Origin of the sequence: Viridibacillus sp. NPDC096237 (genome assembly GCF_050278625.1) — a bacterium.
Lineage (GTDB): Bacteria > Bacillota > Bacilli > Bacillales_A > Planococcaceae > Viridibacillus.
Genome location: NZ_JBNNTI010000036.1, coordinates 13,733 through 37,935 on the forward strand (window position 1 = coordinate 13,733; position 24,203 = coordinate 37,935).

Sequence of the window (24,203 nt, forward strand, 5' to 3'; positions counted from 1 at the left end):
TATGCGTATCCGTGAAAAACTATCAATACTATTCATTGTGACACTCATCATTATCGCGACGATTCTTAGTTTTATGATTTGGAATAAACTCACAAAAGAAACATCTCTTACAACAGAAGAAATTTATAATAATATTGAAACGATGTATGGAGGAGAAATTATCTCCTTCCTTACTATAAACGATCAATATCGAGTGCAACTTCAAAGAAATAACAAGTTTTATCAACTTAATGTTGATGCAGAATCGGGTAAAATTCTACAAATGACGCAGGATAAATCGGATGTTAAAGAAGATTTTAACTATCTACCAGAAACTGAAATACGAAAAATTATAAAAGAACAATATGACGGGAAAATAAAAAAAATCTCACTCAATACAAATAAGGAAGAACCCGTTTACCAAATAGAAATAGTAAATGGTAAAGAGCATATTAACTTATTAATAAATGCGATTAATGGGGAAGTTTTATCAGAAATTCAAGCAGATGCAGAGCAAGAGTCTTCACTCTTATCTAAAGAACAAGTGATTACTATTGCTAAGAAAAAACTAAATGGAACTGTCGATGAAGTTTCTTTTTACGATACGAGTGATGGCGGATATTATTTAGTGGAGATTGAAGGGAACGACAAAGATGCAGTATTTCAAATTCATGCTATTTCCGGAAAAGTGATTTCGACTACGTGGGATTAATAATTTCTCATCAAATTCTAATCTTGTTCTCCTTATTCTTTCATTTTCATTGTGTAAAGTATAAGTATCAACAAGGAGGAGGCAATTGATTATGAAAAAAATGATTACAGCTATAGCGCTTACAGGTTCACTTGCAGTTACAGGAGTAGTTGCAGCAGCAGGTATTCAAAATAGTGCAAGTAAAATTTTATCTTCAGAAGAAGTCTCAAAAAAGGCACTTAGTTATGTAAAAGGTACAGTTTATAAAGTTGAATTGGATAAAGAAAAAGGTACACAGGTATATGAAATCGATGTACAGGGCAAAAACAATAAAGAATACGAACTAAAGTTAGATGCAAAAACTGGAGAATTACTAGAAAAGAAAATGGAAATCTCAAAAGTATCTAATACAGTAAATGAGAAGCAGGTAATTGGATTAGCAAAAGCGAAAGAAATAGCATTGAAATCGGTTAAAGGCTCTGTCAAAAAAGCAAAATTAGATAGAGAAGATGGTATTTACGAAATCGAAATCATTAGAGCAGAATATGAATACGAGTTTGATATCAATGCGTACTCAGGCAAAATTGTGAAAAAAGAAAAAGAGAAAATCTCGAAAAAAGTAGTAACTGGCAAAATAATCGGTTTAGAAAAAGCAAAAAAAATAGCTCTAAATAATGTTGGCGGTACTGTACAAAAAGCCAAATTAGATAAAAGTGATGGCGTATACGAAATCGAGATTATTAACGGTGCTACAGAATATGAGTTTGAAATCGATGCAAAAACAGGTGAAATTCTAAAAAAAGAATCAGAAGTATCAGACGATGTAATCACAACTACTAAACCAAGCACTGGAAATACGACAAAACCTACAACAATTAACAAAGCAATAGGTATTGCAAAAGCGAAAGAAATTGCTCTACAAAGTGTTAATGGTACAGTGAAAAAATCGAAATATGACCAAGAAGACGGCGTATATGAATTTGAAATTTTAACAAATGAATATGAATATGAAATTGATGTAGATGCAGTAACTGGGAAAGCTACAATATCAGATAAGGAAAGAATAACAAAAACACCAAAAGCAACAACATCTTTCATCGGTGAGCAAAAAGCTTCTCAAATTGCTTTAACAAAAGCAAAAGGTACAATTACTAAAATAGAATTAGATGAAGAAGATGGCGTTTATGAAATTGAAGTAAAAGATGGTATGTATGAATATGAATTAGAAATTGATGCTATGACTGGTGCCATTCTAGACTTCGAAAAAGATTACGAAGACGACTAATTTCTTTGAAAAAGAACTTTGGCTACCCAAAATACGACTTTGGGTAGTTTTTTAATATTCTATTATATAAAAACAATTCCTTTCTCCTGTTTTGTAAAATCAAAATAGTTTATATAGGAAAATTTAAAACATTTTTTGTAGGTCTTTTGCTTTCATTTACTTTAATTAAGAATTTCTACTTGTATGATAGGAACACAATATGTTAGATTAGATTAATCAATAGAACACAATATATAGTATGTGAGCGAAAAAAGGTACCATATACGGTTTAAAAGGGAATTCGGTATAGAAACCGAAGCTGTCCCCGCAACTGTGAATGCGGACGACTGTTAATTAACCACTGAGCAATGCTTGGGAAGGATGACAGTCGGATGATGCATGAGCCAGTAGACCTGCCTTTTTCGCATGACGACACTTTCTTCGGGGGTTGAGAAGTGGAAGCGAGAGACTTTGCATTGAACAAATTACTTTTGATTACAAAAGTATTTTTTTGTTGTGATTTCAACTGTTTCCAATTTTAAAACTTAGAGCGATGGCTCTGCCGAAGAAGGCAGATTCATCGCTTTTATATTTGTAAAAAAGGAGACGACAAAATGATCCAATTAATGACATATGAAAGAGCAACATTATTATCCCGCTTAGAGGAAGAGTTCGGAAGAGAAGAAATCAGTCTGCTAATTCGAAAAGCTGAACGTTGGGAAGAAAAGAATCCAGAAGGTACTGATGCTGAATGGACAAAGGCGATGAGCCTAGAAGCATTAAGCTATTTAGATGAAGAGGATACATATTGGACTTTCGTTGCAGCTCGTTTATTATTAGCAGGCGTTTATAGAGAAGCGTCTGTGGTACGTCAGCTAGAAGTTAGTCAAGTATACACAGCATTTGCTAAACAAGTTGAAAAGCTTGTTGAAAAAGGTTTATATGATCCAGCTTTAACAGAATCATATACAAACCAGGAGCTTGAAGAAATCGGCTTAATGCTTGAACCTAAACGAGATGAAATTTTTACATATATCGGCTTAAAAACGTTGTTAGACCGTTATGTAACATGTGATTATAACAAAACACCAATTGAATTGCCACAAGAGCGTTGGATGATTATTGCAATGACACTTATGCAAAATGAAAAAACAAATCGTCTTGCAAAAATTAAAGAATCTTATTGGGCGATGAGTAATTTATATATGACAACTGCAACACCTACACTATCAAATGCTGGTAAAACCCATGGTCAATTATCAAGCTGCTTTATCGATACAGTTGATGACAGTTTACAAAGTATTTATGATTCAAACACTGATGTTGCGACACTTTCGAAATTTGGCGGTGGTATTGGTGTTTATATGGGGAAAGTACGTAGCCGTGGCTCATCTATCCGTGGTTTCAAAGGGGCATCAAGCGGAGTTGTTCCTTGGATTAAACAATTAAATAATACAGCCGTATCAGTAGATCAACTAGGTCAACGTCAAGGTGCGATTGCGATTTACCTGGATATTTGGCATAAAGATATTTTCCCATTCCTTGATTTGAAATTAAATAACGGGGATGAGCGTATGCGCGCACATGATATTTTCACAGGCGTTAGCTTACCGGATATCTTCATGGAGGCTGTTGAAGCACGTGAAGATTGGTATTTATTTGACCCGCATGAAATCCGTGAAGTAATGGGCTTTAATCTAGAAGATTATTATGACGAAAAACTTGGACAAGGATCATTCCGTGAAAAATATGAAGCTTGCTTAGCAAACCCAATACTAACGCGTGAAGCAGTACCAGCAATTGATATTATGAAACGTATTATGCGTAGTCAGTTAGAAACTGGCGTGCCATTTATGTTCTATCGTGATGAAGTAAATCGTAAAAACCCGAATAAGCATGAAGGTATGATTTACTCAAGTAATCTTTGTACAGAAATTTTCCAAAACATGAGCGCAACTCAGTTCGAGTCAATTACATTAGAGGATGATGTTATTGTAACTCGTCGCAAACCTGGAGATTTCGTTGTATGTAATTTATCATCTATCAATCTTGGACGAGCTGTACCTGCTGAAGCTTTAGAAAGGTTAATCCCTATCCAAGTACGCATGTTAGATAATGTTATCGACTTAAATCGTATTCCGGTTCCACAAGCAGAACGTACAAATGCACGTTACCGTGGTATCGGGCTTGGTACATTCGGTTGGCATCATTTATTGGCACTTAAGAGCATTGCATGGGAATCTGAGGAATCAGTTGAATTTGCGGACAAGCTTTATGAGAAAATTGCTTACTTAACTATCCAAGCTTCAATGGAAATAGCAAAAGAAAAAGGTCAATATCCATTATTTGAAGGTTCAGACTGGCAAACAGGTGAATACTTCACAAAACGTCAATATAAAGGTGAAAAGTGGGCAGCATTACAACAAGCAGTTGCCGAAAATGGTATGCGTAACGGATACGTAATGGCTATCGCGCCCAACTCATCAACATCAATTATTGCTGGTAGTACAGCAAGTATCGATCCAATCTTCCAAAAATCTTATTCAGAAGAGAAGAAGGATTATAAGATTCCAGTAACTGTTCCTGATTTGAACCAAGAAACAACTTGGTATTACAAATCTGCTTACTTTATTGATCAAAACTGGACTTTAAAACAAAACGCAGCACGCGCTCGTCATGTCGATCAAGGTATTTCGCTGAATATATACGTACAAAATACAGTAAAAGCTAAAGAACTATTGGAATTGCACTTAAATGCTTGGAGATTAGGCATTAAAACGACTTACTACGTTCGCTCTACTTCAGTTGAATTATTAGAATGTGAATCGTGTGCAAGCTAGGGGGAATTAAAAATGACAAAGCTAGAACAACGAAAATTAATGGATAAAACAGCTCCTAACTGTTCAACAGGTATTGTAAACGGGAGTTCTTCTAATATATTAAACTGGGATGATGTTCGCTTTAGCTGGGCATATCCAAAATATAAACGTATGCTAGGTAACTTCTGGACACCTTTCGAAATTAATATGGGGAACGATATTAAAGAGTTCCCAACATTAACAGCGAATGAAAAAGAAGCGTTTATGAAAACCATCGGATTACTTGCAATGTTAGATAGCGTTCAAACAGATTACGCAGGAAAAGTAGCGGATTATTTAACAGATTCGAGCTTAAATGCTTTAATGATTATCCTTGCACAACAGGAAGTAATTCACAATCACTCTTACTCTTACATCCTTTCAAGTTTAGTATCAAAAGATGAGCAAGATAAAGTATTTGATTTCTGGCGTACAGAGCCCGTCTTGGAAAAAAGAAACGATTTCGTTATTAAAGGTTATAAAACATTTTCTGAAGAGCCGAATATCGACCATATGTTAAATTCCATCGTCTATGATGTTATATTAGAAGGTTTATTCTTCTATTCGGGCTTCGCATTTTTCTACCATTTAGCACGCAATCAAAAAATGGTAGCAACGAGTACGATGATTAACTATATTAATCGTGACGAACAGCTTCACGTCGATCTTTTCGTTAAAATTTATAAAGAATTATTAGAAGAATATCCTGAATATGATACGCCAGAACGTGCAAAGCAAGTTGAAGCAATCTTCAGGGAAGCAGCTGCACTTGAAATTGAATGGGCTAATGAAGTAATTGGCGATAAAATTGATGGCTTAGATGTGGATGATGTGGAAGATTATATTTATTTCTATACAAATGTCCGTTGTTCACAATTAGGTTATGAAAGACCATTCGAAGGATACCGAAAAAATCCGATGAAATGGATTAAAGCATATGAAGATGTTGATTTAGGAAAAACGGATTTCTTTGAACAACGTTCTCGTCAATACGTAAAGGTAAATGTTCAAGATAATGGTTTTGATGAACTATAAAAAAGATAAATATTAATCTGAAGATGAGCGCTGTATATAGCGCTCATTTTTTTCTCTAGCAAATAGTTAAAAACAAAGGTGAGAAAATTTTAATTGATAATACTGTCTTAATAGACATTTGAAATTTTGCCTATAAAGACAGTATTTATATGCTTTTTCATCAGAATTTTTAGAGAATATGATAAGTTTTTTAAAGGAGGAAGTTTGAATTAAACCCTTATTTTGGATTAATAGACAATTACCAGATGAGGGCATTGCACCACTACGGGAAATCGCTGAAGAATAAACAAAGAAATTTGGGCAGCAGGGCTTGATGTATTTGAAACAGAGCCAGTCCCAACGATTATCCAATATTAACATTACCGAATGTCGTAGTGCTTCCCCATATAGGTAGTGCCTCCATTCGCACAAGAAATAATATAATGGCAAAAAACGTTGAGTCACTTATAACGTGTTTACAAGGAAAAGAAATAAAGAATAAAGTAAAGTAATGTGAAAATGTGCAGGGAGGATTCTTTAAGCCACGGCACATTTTCTTGTCGTAAAATATTTAATTTAACTTGGAAGCATTTCTTTGCATCAGTACTAAGAAGAATAGAATTGGTAAAATAAATAGTACAGTAGATGCAATACCACTAGCGATTGTTGTATATAGTGCTAATAAGCCAATGATAGGTCCTCCAGCAATTTGTCCAATTGCATCAAGTTGCCCGAACATAGACAAAGCAGTTGCGCGACCTTGTGCTTCTAATCTTTCATTTGTCAATACACTCATTAGCGGGTAGTTAATATCGCGAAGAGCACCAGCTATCCAAAACGTTAGAAGTGCCAGCAAAAAGTTTGAGCTAAAGGCAAATGCAAGCATTGCTACTATTAATAAAGCATTAGCAGTCAAAAGAATGACAGGATAATTTTTATTAAAACGCCTTTCCACAAATTTTAAAACGACAATGTTTAATAAGTGCGCTACTGCAAAAAAAGCACCAAACCAGTAGATTGATTCGTTCTCAGGTAAACGGAAGTTTTCAATGAAATGGGCACCCCATAACCGATCAAAACCTTCACTCGCCAATCCCAAAAGTATAGTTATTATCGCGATACTTACGAGCGTTGTATTTCCTTTGATTTGTCGCGCGCCGTGTCGAATGGTTGTTATTAAATGACGAATGGCAGATATATCTTGTTTTCGTGAAATTTTGACAAACTTTGTCTCCGGCATTGTGAACAAAGCACCGAAAGCTAGCAATATTAATAATATCCCAGCGATAATAATCGTTACCTGTACTGAAAATACAGTAGCAATACAAACACTTAGTAAAATACCAATAAAACTACCTAAAGACCTGAATTGAGCACCTTTTAGAAATACTGAATCTAAATTTTTACCATCTAATTCATCTGCAATCCATGCCTCTTCAGCACCGCTTATAAACGTCCAACCTATTCCCCACAAACCAGAAGCGATAGCAATCGGCCAAAATGAAGGGAAAATCCCTTCAAGTAAATGTGCAATGCCAATAATCAAAGTCCCAATGAATAAAGAACGTTTGCGGCCGAAGTGATCAGCAACCAAGCCAGTTGGCATTTCACAAAGAAATACGGCTACCTCCATAATCGTTCCAATAAGTACCAGTTGTAAAGGGTTTAATCCTGCATTTATAACGTAATAAATTGCGTTCAGTGTGAATACCATTTGTATTAACAGTGAACGTAAACTTGTGATTGCATAATAAAATCGTTGTGTTTTCAATTTTGTTCCTCCGTATTATGAAATAATGGAGGTCAAACTCTCATTATTAAGACAGCATGCCCTCCGAGTTGTCTTTGAAAGTCAGTAAAGTGCTTTTCATATTCGTCCACTCCTTTTTTGAAATTATTGTAAGTATAACACGAGGACATGAAGGAGTTAAAATATATTTGGATATAATATCCATTGGTGATAAAAATGATTTCTAGTAGGAGAGTACAGGTAAATAGTTTTTCTGGACAGGTCGAATGGAGAATCTTACTCTGTAATAAAATAACCCACTCTAACAATAGAGTAGGTTAAGTCTTCAGTTGAAATTTTGGGACGAGCATTTTTAGCAGTTATTTGTCGCTGAATATGTTGAATATTCCGCCAATACCGCCCTCGTCTACTGATTTGTTGCCTGGTACTTGTGGAGCGGCTGCGAATACACGGCTTGCTAAACGGCTAAATGGTAGTGATTGAATCCAGACAGTTCCTGGTCCACGAAGTGTTGCGAAGAATAGTCCTTCACCGCCAAAAAGGGCAGTTTTTACGCCTTTGACCATTTCGATATTGTAATCAACATCTGCAGTCATTGCGACAAGACATCCTGTATCTACACGTAAAGTCTCACCAACTTGTAGTTTTTTTTGAATGATTGTACCGCCTGCATGAACAAAAGCCATGCCATCTCCTTCAAGTTTTTGCATAATGAAACCTTCACCACCGAAGAAACCCGTGCCTAACTTACGTTGAAATTCAACGCCAATTTCGACACCTTTGGCAGCAGCTAAGAAAGCGTCTTTTTGACAAATAATTTTGCCGTTATACTGACTTAAGTCTAACGGAATAATTTTCCCCGGGTAAGGAGACGCAAAGGAAACATGTTTTTTACCTATTCCTTCATTTGTGAATGTTGTGATGAATAAACTTTCACCTGTTATAAGGCGTTTTCCGGCGCCCATTAATTTACCCATGAAGCCACCGCCGTTATTTGAAGCGTCGCCAAAAACAGTTTCCATGGAAATGCCATCTTCCATCATCATTAATGCACCAGCTTCAGCAATAACCGTTTCTTGTGGATCTAACTCAACCTCTACAAATTGCATATCATCGCCGTATAATTTGAAATCAATTTCATGATTATTCATATTGATTATTCCTCCGCTTCTTTCAGATACTATTAATAATACGATTCGAGATTTTGAAAGGTTTCATGAGTTCAATGTTAAAAAACAAACATTTCTAATTTAATAAAAATAAAGGATATTTCGGTTTTTTGTAGAAAATATATACAAGAAAGCGTTTTCATTTAAAGGGAGGAATGAATGTGGAGTTGCAAAACTTTATTGGGGGTCAATGGGTAGCCTCTGAAGATCTAAAATTCGTACCTGTTATTAATCCTGCAAATGGTGAGGAATTGGCTCAAGTGCCTATGTCTTCAACAGCAGTTGTGGAAGAAGCGGTAGCTGTTGCAAAAAAGGCTCAAAAAAGTTGGGCACTAGTACCAGCGCCGAAACGCGCAGATTATTTGTATGCAATTGGTTTAAGGATGAAAGAAAAGAAAGAACATTTAGCTCAGGTGCTAACAAAAGAAATGGGAAAAGTTATTGAAGAAGGGCGAGGAGAAGTGCAAGAGGGTATCGATATGGCATTTTATATGGCTGGAGAAGGGCGACGATTGTTTGGGGAAACAACGCCGTCAGAGTTAGCCAATAAATTTGCGATGAGTGTCCGTTCTCCAATTGGTGTCGTTGGCCTAATTACACCTTGGAATTTCCCTGTTGCAATAGCGACTTGGAAATCATTCCCTGCAATTGTTGCAGGAAACACGTTCATTTGGAAGCCTGCAACCGAAACGCCAATGATGGCTTATGAAATGGCTAAAATTTTTGAAGAAGTAGGTTTACCTGATGGCGTGGCTAATGTTGTTTTTGGTTCTGGTTCAGAAGTTGGAACGGCATTAATCGAGCATCCAGACGTCAAAGTCATTTCGTTCACAGGTTCAACTGCTACGGGTAGTAAGGTAGCGGAGTTGGGCGGCCGCCATTTAAAGAAAGTTTCTTTAGAAATGGGTGGCAAAAATGCAGTGATAGTCATGGATGATGCTGATTTAGAACTGGCTGTTGAAGGTATTCTGTGGAGTGCATTTGGTACAGCGGGTCAACGTTGTACAGCATGTAGTCGAGTGATTGTGCATAAAGATGTAAAAGCAGAGCTGGAAGAACGCCTCCTAACAGCTATGCAACTATTAACAATTGGTGATGGTTTAGATGAGTCAGTGAAAATTGGTCCGGTTATTAATAAAACCGCTTTACACAAGATTAATAGTTATGTAGAAATTGGACGACAAGAAGGTGCGAAGTTGCTTGCAGGTGGCAATATATTAACTGGTTTGTCTTTCGATCAAGGATTTTACTACGCACCAACATTATTTACCGATGTGAAATGGAATGCTCGTATTGCACAGGAAGAAATTTTCGGACCGGTTGTCTCATTGATCGAAGTAGCAAGTTTAGAAGAAGCTATTGAAGTCAATAATAGTGTGCAATTTGGGCTATCAAGTGCCATTTTTACACAAGATATTAATCGCGCATTCCAAGCGCAGCGTGATTTAGATACGGGTATTGTATACGTCAATGCTGGTACAACTGGTGCGGAAATTCATCTACCTTTTGGTGGCACAAAGGGAACAGGGAATGGTCATCGTGATTCTGGTGTTGCAGCACTTGATGTTTATACTGAATGGAAAAGTATATACATCGATTACAGTGGAAAGTTGCAGCGGGCACAAATTGATACGGAATAATAACAAAAAAGGGGGACAATCAGATGAAGGTAGCAGTATTAGGTGCAGGTTTAATGGGGAAAGAGGTAGCGCGTGATTTAGTTAAAAATGACAAAGTTGAAAAGGTGTACTTAGCAGATCTAGATGTCGGGCAAACAACATTATTTGTTGAGTTGTTGAAGTCAGATAAATTAGAAGTGCTACATCTAGATGCCAATGATGATACGGAATTAAAATGGGTCATGGCAAAGGCAGATGTAGTGATTAACGCCCTATTTTATACATTCAATGAAAAAGTTGCACGTATGGCAGTTGAAGTGGGTGTGCATTCAGTCGATCTTGGTGGGCACATTGGCGGTGCAACAAATGCTGTTTTAAAGTTATCTGATGAGGCTAAGGAAAAAGGTATTACAATTATTCCAGACTTAGGTGTTGCACCAGGAATGATAAACATTTTAACTGGTTATGGAGCATCAAAATTAGATAATGTTAACTCCATTAAAATTTTTGTTGGAGGAATTCCGGTAGAAAAAGAACCACCGTTGGATTATAACATTGTGTTTTCTCTAGAAGGGGTATTCGACCATTATACTGACCCTTCACATGTAATTCGTGGTGGGAGATTAAAGGAAATTGCTTCATTATCAGAGATAGAAAAGATTTATTTTGATGGCTTTAACGGACTTGAGGCTTTCCATACTTCGGGAGGATTATCTACTTTGGCACAGACCTTCCCAAATGTGAAAACGTTGGAATACAAAACAATTCGCTATCAAGGTCATGCGGAAAAGTTCCAGCTACTCGTAGATTTAGGTTTAACGAATAAGGACACAACAGTTAATGTAGATGGTCAAATCATCAAAGCACGAGATGTATTACGTGAAGTGTTACAAACTAAAATGGCCCTTGGTGATAAAACTGATGCGGTATTGTTACGAGTGATTGTCTCGGGCGAAAAAGGTGATGAGTTTGTTTCATATGAATATGAATTGATTATCAAGAAAGACAAAGAAACAAATGAAACAGCAATGGCGTTAGCAACTGCAAATACAATTTCAGTAGTTGCTCAGTTAGTAGGCGATGGTACGATTTCAAAACGTGGAGTTTATCCACCAGAGAAAGTAGTTCCAGGCGAAAAATACATGGAAGAAATGAAAAAACGTGGAGTATCTATCAAAGAATCTAAGCATCGTTCAGCTAATATTGTAAAGGGTTAAAGTTAACTCTGAATATAAGTTCTATATCATAGATAAAACCTAAATATTAATCTAATAAAATAGCTAAAAACTCATATTTTTGATTGAACTTACTAAAGGGACAAAACTCATCGAAAAATTAGATTACGGTATTATTGGTTGGAATGGTGGTGTACCATCAGTACACCACCATTTGGAGGTATGATGGAAAGTGGTATAGGTCGCGAAGGCATCGAAGCATTTTTAGAATCACAATACGTTTCAATTGGTATTTATTAATAGAAGAGGGGACTATTGTAAATTGGATAGTTCCCTCTTTTTTGTGTAAATCGTTTATACCTTGATATTGAGGTCGTTTTATAGAGTAAAAGACTTTCAAATTGATAATAAGTATTATATGATTTTCATATAATTTGGAAATGTTTTTAAGGGAAATGTGTTAAGGAGTTGAACGACTATGAACACAATTTTTATAGCAGGACATGCGAGGCTACCAACTGGTATGGCTGCACAAAATATTTATGAGACACTAACAATCACTGCAGAAATTGATAAAAAATATGGGGTAATCGTTGCAGCAAGTTGCACATTAGCGACGCAGCATGGGAAAACATTTGTTGAGCAATTACTAAAAGGCCATAGTTTGCAAGATGGTATAACACAACCGGTAGAGGCCGTGAAAACACATTACTTAGGTAAAGCAGGAAACGCATTAATGTCGGCATTAAAAGATTTATATAAACAATATGAATCTATCAAATCGACAAAATAATTCAGAATTTTCATGTAGTTATAAATTTACAAAAAAAGAATAGTGTAGTAAAATTAGAGGTAATAAATCATGTTGAAACGTACAAAATGTTTATTACGTGTGATGAAGTAACAATGGTAATAGAAAGCCAATACTGTCTAATCTGTTGAAGCCTAGCCGGGTTTTATAACACAGATAAGAGCCAGTTCAATTCGACACTCAGTATATTCACTGGAGTCTTTTTGAATTGGCTTTTTTATTGACCTGAGAAGAGAGGTGACAGGATGTCGGGTGCTTTGGAAAATATCCGTATAATCGATTTATCTCGAGTGCTTGCAGGACCGTACTGCACGATGATTTTAGGTGATTTAGGAGCTAAGGTCATTAAAGTAGAAGCTCCTGATAGTTTTGATGAAACACGAAAATGGGGACCTCCATTCCAAGGTGATGTAAGTGCTTATTATTTAACAGCAAATCGTAATAAAAAGGCAATCACACTCAATTTGAAAGAGGAAGAGGGACGCGAGGTTATTAAAAGACTCGTACAAGATAGCGATGTCATCATTAATAACTTTAAAACAGGGACTATGGAGCGCTTTGGATTAGGTTACGAAACGCTAGCTGAGATAAATCCAAGTATTGTTTATTGTTCTATTACCGGTTTCGGTGAAACAGGGCCAGATTGCTATTTACCGGGATATGATTTTATTATCCAAGGGATGAGTGGCCTTATGAGTATTACAGGGACAACAGAATCCGGCCCACAAAAAACGGGCGTAGCGATCACAGATGTACTTACAGGTATGTACGCATGTATAGGTATTCAATCTGCATTACTAGAACGTAGTCGCTCAGGAATCGGTCAAAAAGTCGATATCGCTTTATATGATGCCGCTGTGAGCGCGCTAGTCAATGTGGGAAGTAGTTACTTAATGTCAGGCAATATTCCAGCTAGACTTGGTAATGCGCATGCTAATATCGTACCGTACCAGACATTTAAAACAGCCGATAGTGAAATGGTTATTGCAGTAGGAAATGATCAGCAGTTTGCGACACTTTGTGAAGTATTGAAGGTACCTGAATATGCACAGGATACACGTTTTCTTACTAATCCAGATCGCGTAAAGCAACGTGATGTGCTAATTCCTTTATTGCAAACAGCTTTTTTACAGGAATCTACAGCTCATTGGTATAAAGCATGCAGAGAAAAGAATATACCAGCTGGGCCGATTCAAAATATACAAGAGGTTGAACAGGATAAACAGTTACAGGCACGTAATATGTTCATCTCTTATAATCACCCTACGATAGGTCCAATTAAAATGATTGGGAGCCCATTGAAATTATCAAGAACGCCTGTGACAATCAGACATCATCCACCAAATCCAGGAGAGCACAACGATGAAATTTTACAGCCTTTATTTGAAAAAATAACACTAAAGGGAGAGAGTTAATATGAATTTTGAATTTACAGAAGAGCAAAAAATGTTGAGAAATACAGTGCGTGCTTTTGTTGATAAAGAGATCATGCCTCATATCAGTGAGTGGGATAGTCAAGGCAAGTTTGATCCGGAAATTTTCTCGAAGTTATCGGCTTTAGGATTAATGGGCGTGTGCATACCTGAAACTTACGGAGGTAGTGGAATGGATTATAATTCATTAGCTATCGTTTGTGAGGAACTTGAGCGTGGTGACACAGCGTTTCGTACAGCTGTATCAGTGCATACGGGCTTAAATAGTATGACTCTCCTGCAATGGGGAAATGATGAACAAAAGAAAAAGTATCTCATCCCTCAAGCTAAAGGCTCTAAAATAGGCGCTTTCGGTTTAACTGAACCCGGAGCGGGGTCTGATGTAGCAGCTATGTCTACACATGCAGTGCTTGATGGTGACCACTATATTTTAAATGGTCAAAAAACATGGATTTCTTTATGTGATGTAGCCGATTATTTCATCGTATTTGCATATACAGGTGACCGTTCATTAAAGCACAAAGGAATTTCAGCTTTCATCGTAGAGCGTACGTGGGAAGGCTTCTCTTCGAAAGCGATAAAAGGGAAATATGGCATTCGTGCGGGTAACACGGGTGAGCTATTCTTCGAGGATGTAAAGGTACCTAAAGAAAACTTATTAGGTGAAGAGGGAGAAGGATTTAAAATTGCAATGGCAGCATTAGATAATGGTCGTTTTACAGTAGCAGCAGGGGCAGTTGGTTTATCGATGGCATGTATAGAAGAGAGCGTAAAATACTGCCATCAACGCCACACATTCGGCAAACCAATCGGACAGCATCAGCTTGTTAAACAAATGATTGCGAAAATGGAAGCTGGTTATCAGATGAGCCGCCTGTTAGTTTATCGTGTAGGTCAATTGAAAAATCAAGGTGTACGAAATACACGGGAAACGTCTCTTGCAAAGTGGCAGGCATGTGATTTTGCCAATAAAGCAGCAGATGATGCGTTGCAAATTCATGGTGCATACGGATATTCAGATGAATACCCAGTAGCCCGTTTCCTTCGTAACTCAAAAGCACCTGTAATTTATGAAGGAACACGTGAAATCCATACGCTAATGCAAGCGGATTATGTATTGGGAGAACGTGAAGATAAGCCATTGAATCAAATGCTACCTAAATGGCCATTTGAAATTGATCATCAATTATGTTAGACTATTCATAATTATTCGAAACGGAGGTGAGGAAAGAATGAAAAACGTTGTGGATGCATATGTTTATAATTTGGAATTTTTGCCAATTACATGTGCAATTTCTTTCGATTTTGCGAACAAAGGGATAAGTGCGCCCATTTTTCAACAAAATCAAATAAACCACAGCTGATTAGCCATTCTTTCTAAGCCATATTTTAAGGCGTAAAAGACTGTCTGTTAATCAGGCAGTCTTTTTGTTTTGGCAATAAACGAGTGCTTTCAGCTGTATCATACGGAAGGAAGTAATCAATCATGATTTGTACAATTCAACATATAAGTAAAATGCTTGGCGGAAATAGTATTTTTGAAGACATAGTATTAGATATTAAAACGGGAGATCGTTTAGGAATTGTAGGGCGTAATGGCTCGGGAAAGACGACGTTATTCAAGCTTATTGCAGGAGTAGAATCGCCAGACCAAGGGGAAATTCATTTCAAAAAAGGAACCAAAATTGGTTATTTAGCGCAAATACCACTATTTGCAGAAGCGATTACAGGTCAGGACATTTTATCGCAGGCATTTAAGCATTTACTTGGTTTACAGCACCAAATGCAAGAACTTGAAGAAAGTATGTCCACGGCGACATCTGAGCAACTAGAGCGCTATCTAGTTCAATATGGCGATATACAAGAACGCTTCACATTAGCAGAAGGTTATAGTATGCAAGCTCAAATTGAGATGGTCATTAATGGACTTCAGTTAAATAATTTTGTAGAACAGCCCTTTAACAGTCTTAGCGGCGGAGAAAAGACGAAAATTATGCTTGGTCAATTGCTTTTAACGAAGCCAGATTTACTACTATTAGATGAACCGACAAATCATTTGGATTTGTTTGCTGTAGAATGGTTAGAGCAATATTTGGTCGACTATACAGGGACAGTTGTGATAATTTCGCATGATCGCTATTTTTTAGATAAGGTTGTCACGAAAATTGCAGATTTAGAGCAAGGCGAGTTGCAAATTTATCATTGTAGTTATTCAGGTTTTTGTGTTGAAAAGGAAGCGCGTCTCATGCGGGAGTTTCAACAATATGAAGAACAACAAAAGAAGATGAAGAAGATGCGTGAGGCGATCAAACGCATGCGACAATGGGCGAATGAGGCCAATCCACCGAATGAAGCGATGCATCGACGTGCACGTAATATGGAGAGGGCCCTAGAACGTATTGATAAGCTTCGTAAGCCGATTATTGATCCTAAAAAGATGGATTTATCATTTGAAGCTGCTCCTCGCAGTGGTAAGGAAGTTGCCGTACTAGAAAATGTCACGAAGTCTTTTGGAGATAAGGTATTACTTCAAAATGTGAATTTACAACTTCTTTGGCAAGAGCATATGGCAATTGTCGGGCGCAACGGGACTGGAAAATCTACTATCTTGAATATGTTACTGAATAAGACAATAATAGACGCGGGGACATGTAAGTTAGGTAGCCAAGTGAAAATTGGCTATCTTTCGCAGCATTTTCAAATTGATAAGCCTAAAGCACGTCTGATCGATGTTTTTCGTGATGAAGTTTCTGTCACGGAAGGTGATGCTCGTCATATTTTAGCTAAATTCATGTTTTACGGAGCAGATGTTTTTAAAAGGATTGCGGATTTAAGTGGTGGTGAGCGTATGCGACTTAGATTAGCACAGCTCATGCATCAAGACGTTAATTTACTAATCTTAGATGAACCGACAAATCATTTAGACATAGAATCAAGGGAAGTGCTTGAAGACGCGTTAGAAGACTTTAGAGGAACAATATTAGCCATTTCGCATGACCGCTTCTTTTTAAATAAATTGTTTACAAGAACAGTGTGGCTTGAGAATCAGCAACTAACAACATATGAGGGTCCGTACGATTGGGCAAGACAAAAGTTTGATGAGAAACAAGTTCTAAACTTACCACAGTCTATAAAACAACAGAAAAAAACTTCATCTAAAGTAAAGCAAACAAAAAATAATGCAAATAAAGAGCAAGTAATTGTTCAGATTGAAGGTTCTATAAAGCAACTGAATCAGAAAATTCATCAAGAGCAAGATTGGGAAATATATGAACAACTAATAGCAGAAAAAGTTCGGGCAGAGATGCAACTTGAAGTTTTATTAGAGCAATGGATGGAAGAATTAGAATGAGCATAAAAATAGCCCTTGATTACATAGTGTAATCAAGGGCTAACATAATTAGTTTTATGTCATGAGATTATTTTCTTAACTCAGATACAGTTACAAATTCATAACCCTGCTTTTGTAAGTAATTTAAAACAGAATCTAAACCTTGCGCTGTTGTCGGTTGAATGTCATGCATTAAAATAATAGCTCCATCATGGGAATACAGTTTGACCATAGTCAAAAGTGTTTTAGGATTACGGTGTTTCCAGTCAAGTGTATCAACATCCCATAAGATAACTGGTAGTTTATTTTGTTCACGTACTCTTTGGTTGATCGAACCATATGGAGGACGGAATAACGTTGGTTTTTCGCCCGTAGCTTTTTCAATTTCTTCATTAGTGCGGTTTATTTCAGCTTTAATCTTCTTATTTGAAAGAGTGACTAAATTCGTATGTGAAAATGAATGGTTACCGATTTCGTGCCCAGCATCAGCAACTTTTTTCGCAAGCTTTTGATTGTACATCGCTTGGCTACCAAGCATGAAGAATGTTGCCTTCGCATCGTATTTCTTAAGTGTTTTTAAGATTATCGGTGTTACTTTTGCGTTAGGACCGTCATCAAACGTCAATGCTATTAGTTTCTTTTTTGTACCATCTGGATTTATTCCTTTTAATTGGAATGGTTTAGCCAGTATACTATTGACAGAAGAAAGTGGTATTTTAATTTTTGAGATAGCATTGCTATTATCCGACAATTTTGCTCCGTCAAAATAAATGTATAATGAGTTATCAGTTAAAGCAAAATTCTTATAATTTAAATACGTTGGTGTTATAGCATTTTTTAACTTTGTTGTTTGGATATATGTTTTAAACTGAGCATCACTTTTCATTTGTTTTTCAACAAAAGGTATAAGTTTTGCCAGATTATTTTCATTATTTATAACGTTTTTTAAAAACAACTCTTTATTATTCTTTTTATCATACATAAAGGTTTGGATAGTTTTATCTTTACTTCCAGTACCTTTATATGTAGTTTGTGTTAAAACAAACGAGTAGTAATTCTTTTTATGGTGCAAAGTTTGAAATGTTATTGTTAACTTTCCAACCTTTTTTGCATCTTTTTGGAGTATTTCCTCCATGCTAGCTAAGTAGGAATCACGCGTTTTATAAACGGCATCCTTGATAGCTTTGTTAAATGCTTTATCTTCAGTTTGAGGATATTCGATTGAATATGGTATACGTTTGTCTTCTGAAATAATAGAGGCAATTTTAATACCGGTATATTTCGAATCCTTTGTTTGGTGCTCAGGTGGTGCTGCTAAAGCGACCCCATCTGTTACTGAAGAATCTTTGTCGTTTTTTGGTGCTAAAAATAAGAAAAGCAAAACAGCTGATAGTACTAAAATACTACAAATTAATATTGTGTCAATCCAAAGCCCTCTTTTTTTAGGGCGTGATGTGGTCATTTCCCCAAGACCTCCTTTAAAACTATTATGTGTTCTATTCTATATTATTAGACGGCAAAGTGGCGCGAAAAGTTTTTGAATTCATGTTAAAAAATCGTTTTTTGTTGAAAAATAAGTAAAAATGGCGAAAAAGGGGCATTTAGCTATGCTAAATATTACATTTTTTTACTAATGAATAGACTTACATATCGCTTTTTTACTAAATTTTGTTTGTGAAGGGCAGGGAAAAACAGTGATTGAAATGGATGAAGAGGAACGTGCGATAGATTGTTTTCTTCTAGCTGGAAGATTACTTATGCAAAGTGGAGCAGAAACGTATCGTGCTGAAGATACGATGTTACGTATGGCAAATTCACAAGGATTAACATCCGCACAGAGTTTTGTGACACCTACAGGAATAATATTTTCAGCTGGTCATAAAAGGCCCACAAGAATCGTTCAAATACCCAGACGCTCGACAGATTTAGAGAAAATTGCGCTTGTTAATGGTGTATCACGTCGATTAACTGCAGAGCAAATTACATTGTCAGAAGCGTTTGAGGAATTAAAACGAATAGATCGTTCTAATTTATATTTCCCAATTTGGATTCAAATAGTCGCTTCGGCTATTGCAAGTGGCTGTTTTTTAATTTTATTTGAAGGTGTTTGGAAGGATGTCCCTGCAGCGGTTTTAGCTGGTGGAATCGGATATTTACTTTTTGTTTTAATGCATGAGTTAACGAAGGTGAAATTTTTCGCGGAATTTACAGCTGCATTGTTTGTCGGAATTACAGCTTTTTTAACAGTAAGATTTGGAATAGGTATTCAAATAGATAAAATTATTATCGCTTCTGTAATGCCATTAGTACCAGGTTTACTTATTGCAAATGCAGTGCGGGACTTGATGGCAGGACATTTTGTGTCTGGAGTAGCTAAGGGAACGGAAGCTTTTTTAACAGCATTTGCGATTGGTGCGGGTGTTGCACTAGTATTGTCATTTTAGGAGGAATAGTATGTTTTGGGTCACCCAAGGAGTTCTTAGTTTTTTAGCAACAGCTGGTTTTGGGATTATTTTTAATGCACCGAAAAAAATGTTGTTCCATTGTGGGTTAGTTGGATCCATTGGATGGCTAATATACTATTCTCTATTGAAGCAAGGTATGGATACTGTAGTAGCTTCATTTGCAGGTTCTTTTGTTATTGCCATTGTGGCGCATATGTTGGCAAGGCGTTTTAAAATGCCGATGATTATTTTCAGTGTTGCGGGTATTATTCCACTTGTACCTGGAGGTATGGCTTATAATGCGATGAGGCATGTCGTTGAAAATGAATATCTTGAAAGCATACAATACGCAGCAAAGGCTTTTATTATTACGGGTGCAATTGTTATGGGGCTTGTCTTTGCAGAGGTGTTTATGCAACTTATTTTCAATATAATTCGAAAACGTAAGGCAAAAGCCGTACAGAATGAAGTTTAAAGAGATAAATGGCCTTCGCATATTTGAGCGAAGGCCATTATTCTATTTATGAAATGTATCTATTAATTAAAAAGCATTATTTTAAAAGGTTCTCTACCTCTTTTGGTGTGATAGGGTGGCTAATATGATAACCTTGTGCTGCATCACAGCCAAATGATGAAAGTAATTCTAGTTGTTCTTCTGTTTCAACACCTTCAGCTAAAACACGCATATTGATAGATTTTCCAAATTGGATCATACCTTGTATTAGTTTTTGCGATTTCTTCTGATATTGCAGTGTAGAAATAAATGTTTTATCAATTTTAATTTCAGCTAATGGTAACAGTTGCATATATCGGAAAGAAGCATATCCTGTACCGAAATCATCAAGGACGAAGACAATCCCATCCGTTTCTAATTGTTTCATCTGTTGAATAATAGAAGTTTCAGCTTCAGCCTCTAATGCAAATTTCTCTGTAATTTCAATTTGCAATAGTTTGGCAGGACAATTAGTTTTCTCTAATACTTTTCGAATATGTTGTACCATGTTTTTATCACGGAATTCACGAACAGAAGAGTTAATACTAACTTTTAAATCTAAGCCCTTTTTATGCCAAGACACTGCTTGTAAGCAAGCTTGTTCAAGCATAAAGGCACCGATATCATTTATAAGTCCAGTTTCTTCAGCAATTGGGATTAAGACATCTGGTGTAACTGTACCAATTTCTTCGTCTTCCCAACGTACGAGTGCTTCTACACCAGTAATTTTGCCCGTCACTAGGTTTAACTGAGGTTGATAGAGTACTTTTAAGTTCTTTTCATCAAGCGCGATTAGTAAGCGTTTTTCAATAATGGCCTTTGTACTAAGTGCTTTATGATCAGCTTTTGTTAAGCTAATAATATTACCACCACCGTCAGAACGCACTTTAGAAATTGCCGCATGTGAGGCTTTCACTAAATGTGAGAATGATGACTGGTCTTCAGGGTATTTTGTAATACCACCGCTAATTGAAAGTGGTAACGCACGATTGTTTACATAAATCGGGTGTTGTTTTAGATAGGCAAGGAAGCCCTGGATAAACCATTCTCCAAGTGGAGTTAATACGACAAATTCATCTATGCCTACTCGCGCCATTGTGCTATCTTGGAAGTATATTTTCATACGGTTTGTGAATTCTTGTAAAAGAACAATTTCCGTTTGCTCATCATAAATTTCCTTCAATGAGTAAAATTTATCGATGCTTAGATAAACAAAAGTAAAGTGACTTTTTTCTTGAATCATATCTGTGACGATTTGTTCTAAACGATAGCGGTTCATTAAACCCGTTTCTTGATCAATATATGCGATTTTTTCTAAACGGTGTTGTAGCAATTTTTTTTCTGTAATATCATTTTCTAACAGGATGAAGTAGGCTGGTTTTTTAGATGAAACGAAAATAGGGATGGCTGTTAAATCGACCCAATAGGATAAGCCGTCCTTCGTCATCTTTTCTACTTCACCTTTCCAAGTCTTGCCGTTTTTTAGGAATGTCCAGATATTATTTGCAGCTGAAGTTCCGTCATCTGTTTGAGGGAACATTTGCCAAAATGTTTTACCTATTATTCGCTTCGGCGTCCATTTGCTTCGTTTTAAGAAATGGTTGTTTGCAAAACTGATTAAACCCTCTTGATCCATCGTTAACATCATAAAGGAATCTTCTAGTCCTGCTTTCATGCTGATTAATTCTTGATAAGGTGATGGGTCTTTTTGAATCTCATCTGTCATTTCAAAATGGAAAAACACATAGCGTTCGTTCTCGAGAGTAAATGATTTGGCTAAAGCTGACGAAAAGATAGCTACTTTATTTTTTGCCATGAAAGCCATTTTGTCGATGTGTAAAGGTTCAGGAGAACGTAAAAGCTTTGTCCAACCTTCTTTATGTAGTCCTGCTTTCTCTGCTTCGATGAAGGGAATAAATTTACCAAGAACTTCATCTGCAGAATAACCAAATGTTTTTTCGGCTTGGCGATTCCATGCTGCAACGATTCCTTCATGATTAACAATCATCATTGGAAAGGGCATTTGGTTTAAAACTGAATTTGCTGTACTAAAAATTGTTTGAGTTTCATTCATGCATGCGACGACTCCTTGAAATTTCTATATCTCTCATTATAGTGAAAAGAATGTCATCCGTCATTAGTAATAGGTAATGTATATAAAAGAAATTCAGAATTATATATTAATATAGGCAATATAAAAAGGCTAAAATAGTAGGAAACATGAGAAAAATTATCTTAAATACAGTAAAATATATTCATAAAAGAGGAGTGTAGGTATGAATAATTCGTCACATAGATTAAAAGGGATAGTAATGATTATTTCTGGGGCGATGCTTTGGGGCGCTACAGGGCCACTCATGGAGTGGGTATTATCTAATAGTGAGTTAACTGTTCCATTTATGCTAACAGTCCGGCTCATTTTGGCAGGGGTAATACTTTTATCCTTTTTACTGTTAACTAGAAAAGATATAATAACAATTTGGAAGTACCCTGCTTGGTGGAGGAAATTAGTAGTTTTTGGTGTTTTAGGAATGTTAGGGGTGCAATATTCATTCGTAGCGGCTATTGATGCTAGTAATGCGGTTGTAGCTACTTTGCTGCAATTTTTGGCACCTATTTTCATTATCATATTTGTTTCATTTTCTAATCGTAAATGGCCACCACGATATCAAGTGCTAGGTATTCTAGGGACGCTTATTGGTTTGTTTTTATTATTAACGAATGCTTCCTTTGAAACATTGCTCGTAAGTACTGAAGCGCTTTTATGGGGATTGGCAGTTGGTTTAACATTTGCTTTTTATACCTTATATCCAGTAGCTATTATGAAAGAATGGGGTGTACTCATTGTAGTAGGATGGGGAATGCTAATTGGTGGTATTGTATTAGGTGTAATTTCGCGAGCATGGAGTTCAGATGAATGGGATTTATTGTTAAATCCGAAAATCGCATTAATGTTAGTAGCTATTATCTTTTTTGGAACAGTAGCCTTTGTCTTATTTTTAAGTAGCATGAAATACATAACAGCAGTAGAGACGAGTGTATTGTCGAGTATGGAGCCATTAACGGCTATGATCATTTCTGTTATTTGGTTGGGAAGAACACTAGCGTTATGGCAAATTTCGGGCATTATAATTATGCTTGTTTGTGTAACGTGGCTTTCCATTGAAGGGGATAAACAACAAGAAGTTGTTTAAATTATGATGAAAGCACTTTTTTGTAAGGGCGGAAAAAATAGGTGGATTTATTTCGAACCTTATTACTTATAAATAGATAGAGGTCTCTTTCACTTTTGGAGTGAAAGAGACTTTTTTAGATATATTTGAGTTAATTTCATAATTCTGAGCTCAGTCATATCAACGTCTTTCAGACAATGAAAAACAGGCACCTCCCCAAATTCGGTATAATGGTAGCGACAAAACAACCTAAACCGATTGGAGCGAATGCCTTATGACTATTGTAAAACAAATTAGCCTTTTTGACATCCATGAATTATATGAAATGGAACCAATCCATCGATTTGATGCCATTTTTTCGACATTTGATATACAACCACTCTTTCATTTGTTCTCAAATTACGGTGCGATGATCCAGTCACTCATTGCACGTATTGTGGAGCGTATACCGACCATTAAAGATTTGGTTCATCGTTTAAAAATGGATCCTTTCTTTCGCCTTGCTTGTGGTTTTCTGCATTCAGATATTGTGCCGTCTGAAGCTGCGTATTCACGCATGATTCATGTGATCAGTCAGTCCGATATACTGGGTAAAATGCAAGACCAACTCATTCAACTCGCGATGGTAGAAGGTTTCCTAGACGATAAAAACATCGCTATTGATGCGACGCATTTTGAAGCACGTGACGCACAGAAACCTTCACCGAAAAAAGAGAAGTTAGCGCCTAAAAAGCGCGGACGTAAATCAAAAGAAGAACAGGAACAATGGCTTCAAGAAAAACAACTACAAGAAGCCAATTTAACTCTCTACCAAAAAGAAATCAAAGCACAATTAAATGAAACCACAGCGACACTCTGGCAAGAAGCACCTATTGCGCCTATGTGGGGCATTAAAAAGAATAGTGAAGGTAAAAACCTTGCCTGGTATGGTTTCAAAGCACATCTCGCTGTTTCTACCAAAAGCCAATATATTATTTGTGGCTTGATGACTTCAGCGAA

19 protein-coding genes, 2 pseudogenes and 1 riboswitch are annotated in these 24,203 nt (G+C 36.5%); of the genes and pseudogenes, 17 read left to right on the forward strand and 4 right to left on the reverse strand.

Going from position 1 to position 24,203, the window contains the following annotated elements; translation table 11 throughout:
* Nucleotide 1: 1 nt before the first annotated feature.
* The 5 genes and pseudogenes from ACQKMD_RS16905 to ACQKMD_RS16925 form a co-directional block, all read left to right on the forward strand.
* On the forward strand, nucleotides 2–691 hold the full coding sequence (locus tag ACQKMD_RS16905; protein ID WP_427753418.1) for a PepSY domain-containing protein: 690 nt from the start codon (nucleotides 2–4) through the stop codon (nucleotides 689–691).
* A 91-nt stretch (nucleotides 692–782) separates the two neighbouring features.
* Nucleotides 783–1,955: a PepSY domain-containing protein gene (locus tag ACQKMD_RS16910; protein WP_427753419.1), complete on the forward strand. Its 1,173-nt coding sequence runs from the start codon at nucleotides 783–785 to the stop codon at nucleotides 1,953–1,955.
* A gap of 235 nt (nucleotides 1,956–2,190) precedes the next feature.
* Nucleotides 2,191–2,369: riboswitch (cobalamin riboswitch) on the forward strand.
* Between the two features lie 140 nt (nucleotides 2,370–2,509).
* Nucleotides 2,510–4,774, forward strand: a complete 2,265-nt coding sequence (locus ACQKMD_RS16915) for a ribonucleoside-diphosphate reductase subunit alpha (protein WP_427753445.1) — start codon at nucleotides 2,510–2,512, stop codon at nucleotides 4,772–4,774.
* Between the two features lie 12 nt (nucleotides 4,775–4,786).
* On the forward strand, nucleotides 4,787–5,827 hold the full coding sequence (locus ACQKMD_RS16920) for a ribonucleotide-diphosphate reductase subunit beta (RefSeq protein WP_427753420.1): 1,041 nt from the start codon (nucleotides 4,787–4,789) through the stop codon (nucleotides 5,825–5,827).
* A gap of 288 nt (nucleotides 5,828–6,115) precedes the next feature.
* A pseudogene (locus ACQKMD_RS16925) lies at nucleotides 6,116–6,318 on the forward strand (NAD(P)-dependent oxidoreductase); the annotation flags it as partial.
* 59 nt (nucleotides 6,319–6,377) lie between these two features.
* On the opposite strand, the gene ACQKMD_RS16930 reads toward ACQKMD_RS16925, so the two are convergent.
* Together ACQKMD_RS16930 and ACQKMD_RS16935 are read right to left on the reverse strand one after the other, a co-directional pair.
* Nucleotides 6,378–7,577 (reverse strand): MFS transporter, encoded by a 1,200-nt coding sequence (locus ACQKMD_RS16930; RefSeq protein ID WP_427753422.1) that lies wholly within the window; start codon nucleotides 7,575–7,577, stop codon nucleotides 6,378–6,380.
* Nucleotides 7,578–7,915: 338 nt separating this feature from the next.
* A complete protein-coding gene (locus tag ACQKMD_RS16935) occupies nucleotides 7,916–8,707 on the reverse strand; it encodes a TIGR00266 family protein (RefSeq protein ID WP_427753424.1) in 792 nt (263 codons plus the stop codon).
* Between the two features lie 179 nt (nucleotides 8,708–8,886).
* Between ACQKMD_RS16935 and ACQKMD_RS16940 the strand changes: the two genes are divergently transcribed.
* The 8 genes and pseudogenes from ACQKMD_RS16940 to abc-f all read left to right on the forward strand — a co-directional run bounded on the left by ACQKMD_RS16940 (nucleotide 8,887) and on the right by abc-f (nucleotide 17,115).
* A complete protein-coding gene (locus ACQKMD_RS16940; RefSeq protein WP_427753425.1) occupies nucleotides 8,887–10,365 on the forward strand; it encodes an aldehyde dehydrogenase family protein in 1,479 nt (492 codons plus the stop codon).
* A 23-nt stretch (nucleotides 10,366–10,388) separates the two neighbouring features.
* The gene (locus ACQKMD_RS16945) at nucleotides 10,389–11,561 is read left to right on the forward strand and encodes a saccharopine dehydrogenase family protein (protein WP_427753427.1); all 1,173 of its coding nucleotides are present in this window, start codon (nucleotides 10,389–10,391) and stop codon (nucleotides 11,559–11,561) included.
* A gap of 112 nt (nucleotides 11,562–11,673) precedes the next feature.
* Nucleotides 11,674–11,819 (forward strand): annotated as a pseudogene (locus ACQKMD_RS16950) (succinate-semialdehyde dehydrogenase (NADP(+))); the annotation flags it as partial.
* A gap of 178 nt (nucleotides 11,820–11,997) precedes the next feature.
* On the forward strand, nucleotides 11,998–12,312 hold the full coding sequence (locus tag ACQKMD_RS16955) for a DUF3870 domain-containing protein (RefSeq protein WP_427753429.1): 315 nt from the start codon (nucleotides 11,998–12,000) through the stop codon (nucleotides 12,310–12,312).
* A gap of 263 nt (nucleotides 12,313–12,575) precedes the next feature.
* Nucleotides 12,576–13,745 (forward strand): CaiB/BaiF CoA transferase family protein, encoded by a 1,170-nt coding sequence (locus tag ACQKMD_RS16960; RefSeq protein WP_427753430.1) that lies wholly within the window; start codon nucleotides 12,576–12,578, stop codon nucleotides 13,743–13,745.
* Between the two features lies 1 nt (nucleotide 13,746).
* Nucleotides 13,747–14,958, forward strand: a complete 1,212-nt coding sequence (locus tag ACQKMD_RS16965) for an acyl-CoA dehydrogenase family protein (RefSeq protein WP_427753431.1) — start codon at nucleotides 13,747–13,749, stop codon at nucleotides 14,956–14,958.
* Nucleotides 14,959–14,995: 37 nt separating this feature from the next.
* Nucleotides 14,996–15,127 (forward strand): RAxF-45 family protein, encoded by a 132-nt coding sequence (locus ACQKMD_RS16970; RefSeq protein ID WP_427753432.1) that lies wholly within the window; start codon nucleotides 14,996–14,998, stop codon nucleotides 15,125–15,127.
* A 122-nt stretch (nucleotides 15,128–15,249) separates the two neighbouring features.
* A complete protein-coding gene (abc-f, locus tag ACQKMD_RS16975) occupies nucleotides 15,250–17,115 on the forward strand; it encodes a ribosomal protection-like ABC-F family protein (protein WP_427753434.1) in 1,866 nt (621 codons plus the stop codon).
* Between the two features lie 67 nt (nucleotides 17,116–17,182).
* Here the strand turns inward: abc-f and ACQKMD_RS16980 are convergent, their stop codons facing one another.
* The gene (locus tag ACQKMD_RS16980) at nucleotides 17,183–18,556 is read right to left on the reverse strand and encodes a polysaccharide deacetylase family protein (RefSeq protein WP_427753436.1); all 1,374 of its coding nucleotides are present in this window, start codon (nucleotides 18,554–18,556) and stop codon (nucleotides 17,183–17,185) included.
* Nucleotides 18,557–18,797: 241 nt separating this feature from the next.
* On the opposite strand from ACQKMD_RS16980, the gene ACQKMD_RS16985 reads away from it, so the two are divergent.
* Together ACQKMD_RS16985 and ACQKMD_RS16990 are read left to right on the forward strand one after the other, a co-directional pair.
* Nucleotides 18,798–19,538, forward strand: a complete 741-nt coding sequence (locus ACQKMD_RS16985) for a threonine/serine exporter family protein (RefSeq protein ID WP_427753447.1) — start codon at nucleotides 18,798–18,800, stop codon at nucleotides 19,536–19,538.
* A 10-nt stretch (nucleotides 19,539–19,548) separates the two neighbouring features.
* Nucleotides 19,549–20,013 carry a threonine/serine exporter family protein gene (locus tag ACQKMD_RS16990; RefSeq protein WP_427753437.1) on the forward strand — a complete coding sequence of 155 codons (465 nt, stop codon included), beginning with the start codon at nucleotides 19,549–19,551 and terminating at the stop codon, nucleotides 20,011–20,013.
* A gap of 76 nt (nucleotides 20,014–20,089) precedes the next feature.
* Here ACQKMD_RS16990 and ACQKMD_RS16995 read toward each other — a convergent pair whose 3' ends face one another.
* Entirely contained in the window at nucleotides 20,090–22,105 is a 2,016-nt protein-coding gene (locus ACQKMD_RS16995; protein WP_427753439.1) for an EAL domain-containing protein, read from the reverse strand.
* Nucleotides 22,106–22,307: 202 nt separating this feature from the next.
* Between ACQKMD_RS16995 and ACQKMD_RS17000 the strand changes: the two genes are divergently transcribed.
* Together ACQKMD_RS17000 and ACQKMD_RS17005 are read left to right on the forward strand one after the other, a co-directional pair.
* On the forward strand, nucleotides 22,308–23,225 hold the full coding sequence (locus ACQKMD_RS17000; RefSeq protein WP_427753440.1) for a DMT family transporter: 918 nt from the start codon (nucleotides 22,308–22,310) through the stop codon (nucleotides 23,223–23,225).
* Nucleotides 23,226–23,478: 253 nt separating this feature from the next.
* The coding region (locus tag ACQKMD_RS17005; protein WP_427753442.1) for a transposase at nucleotides 23,479–24,203 on the forward strand (725 nt) is incomplete at its 3' end.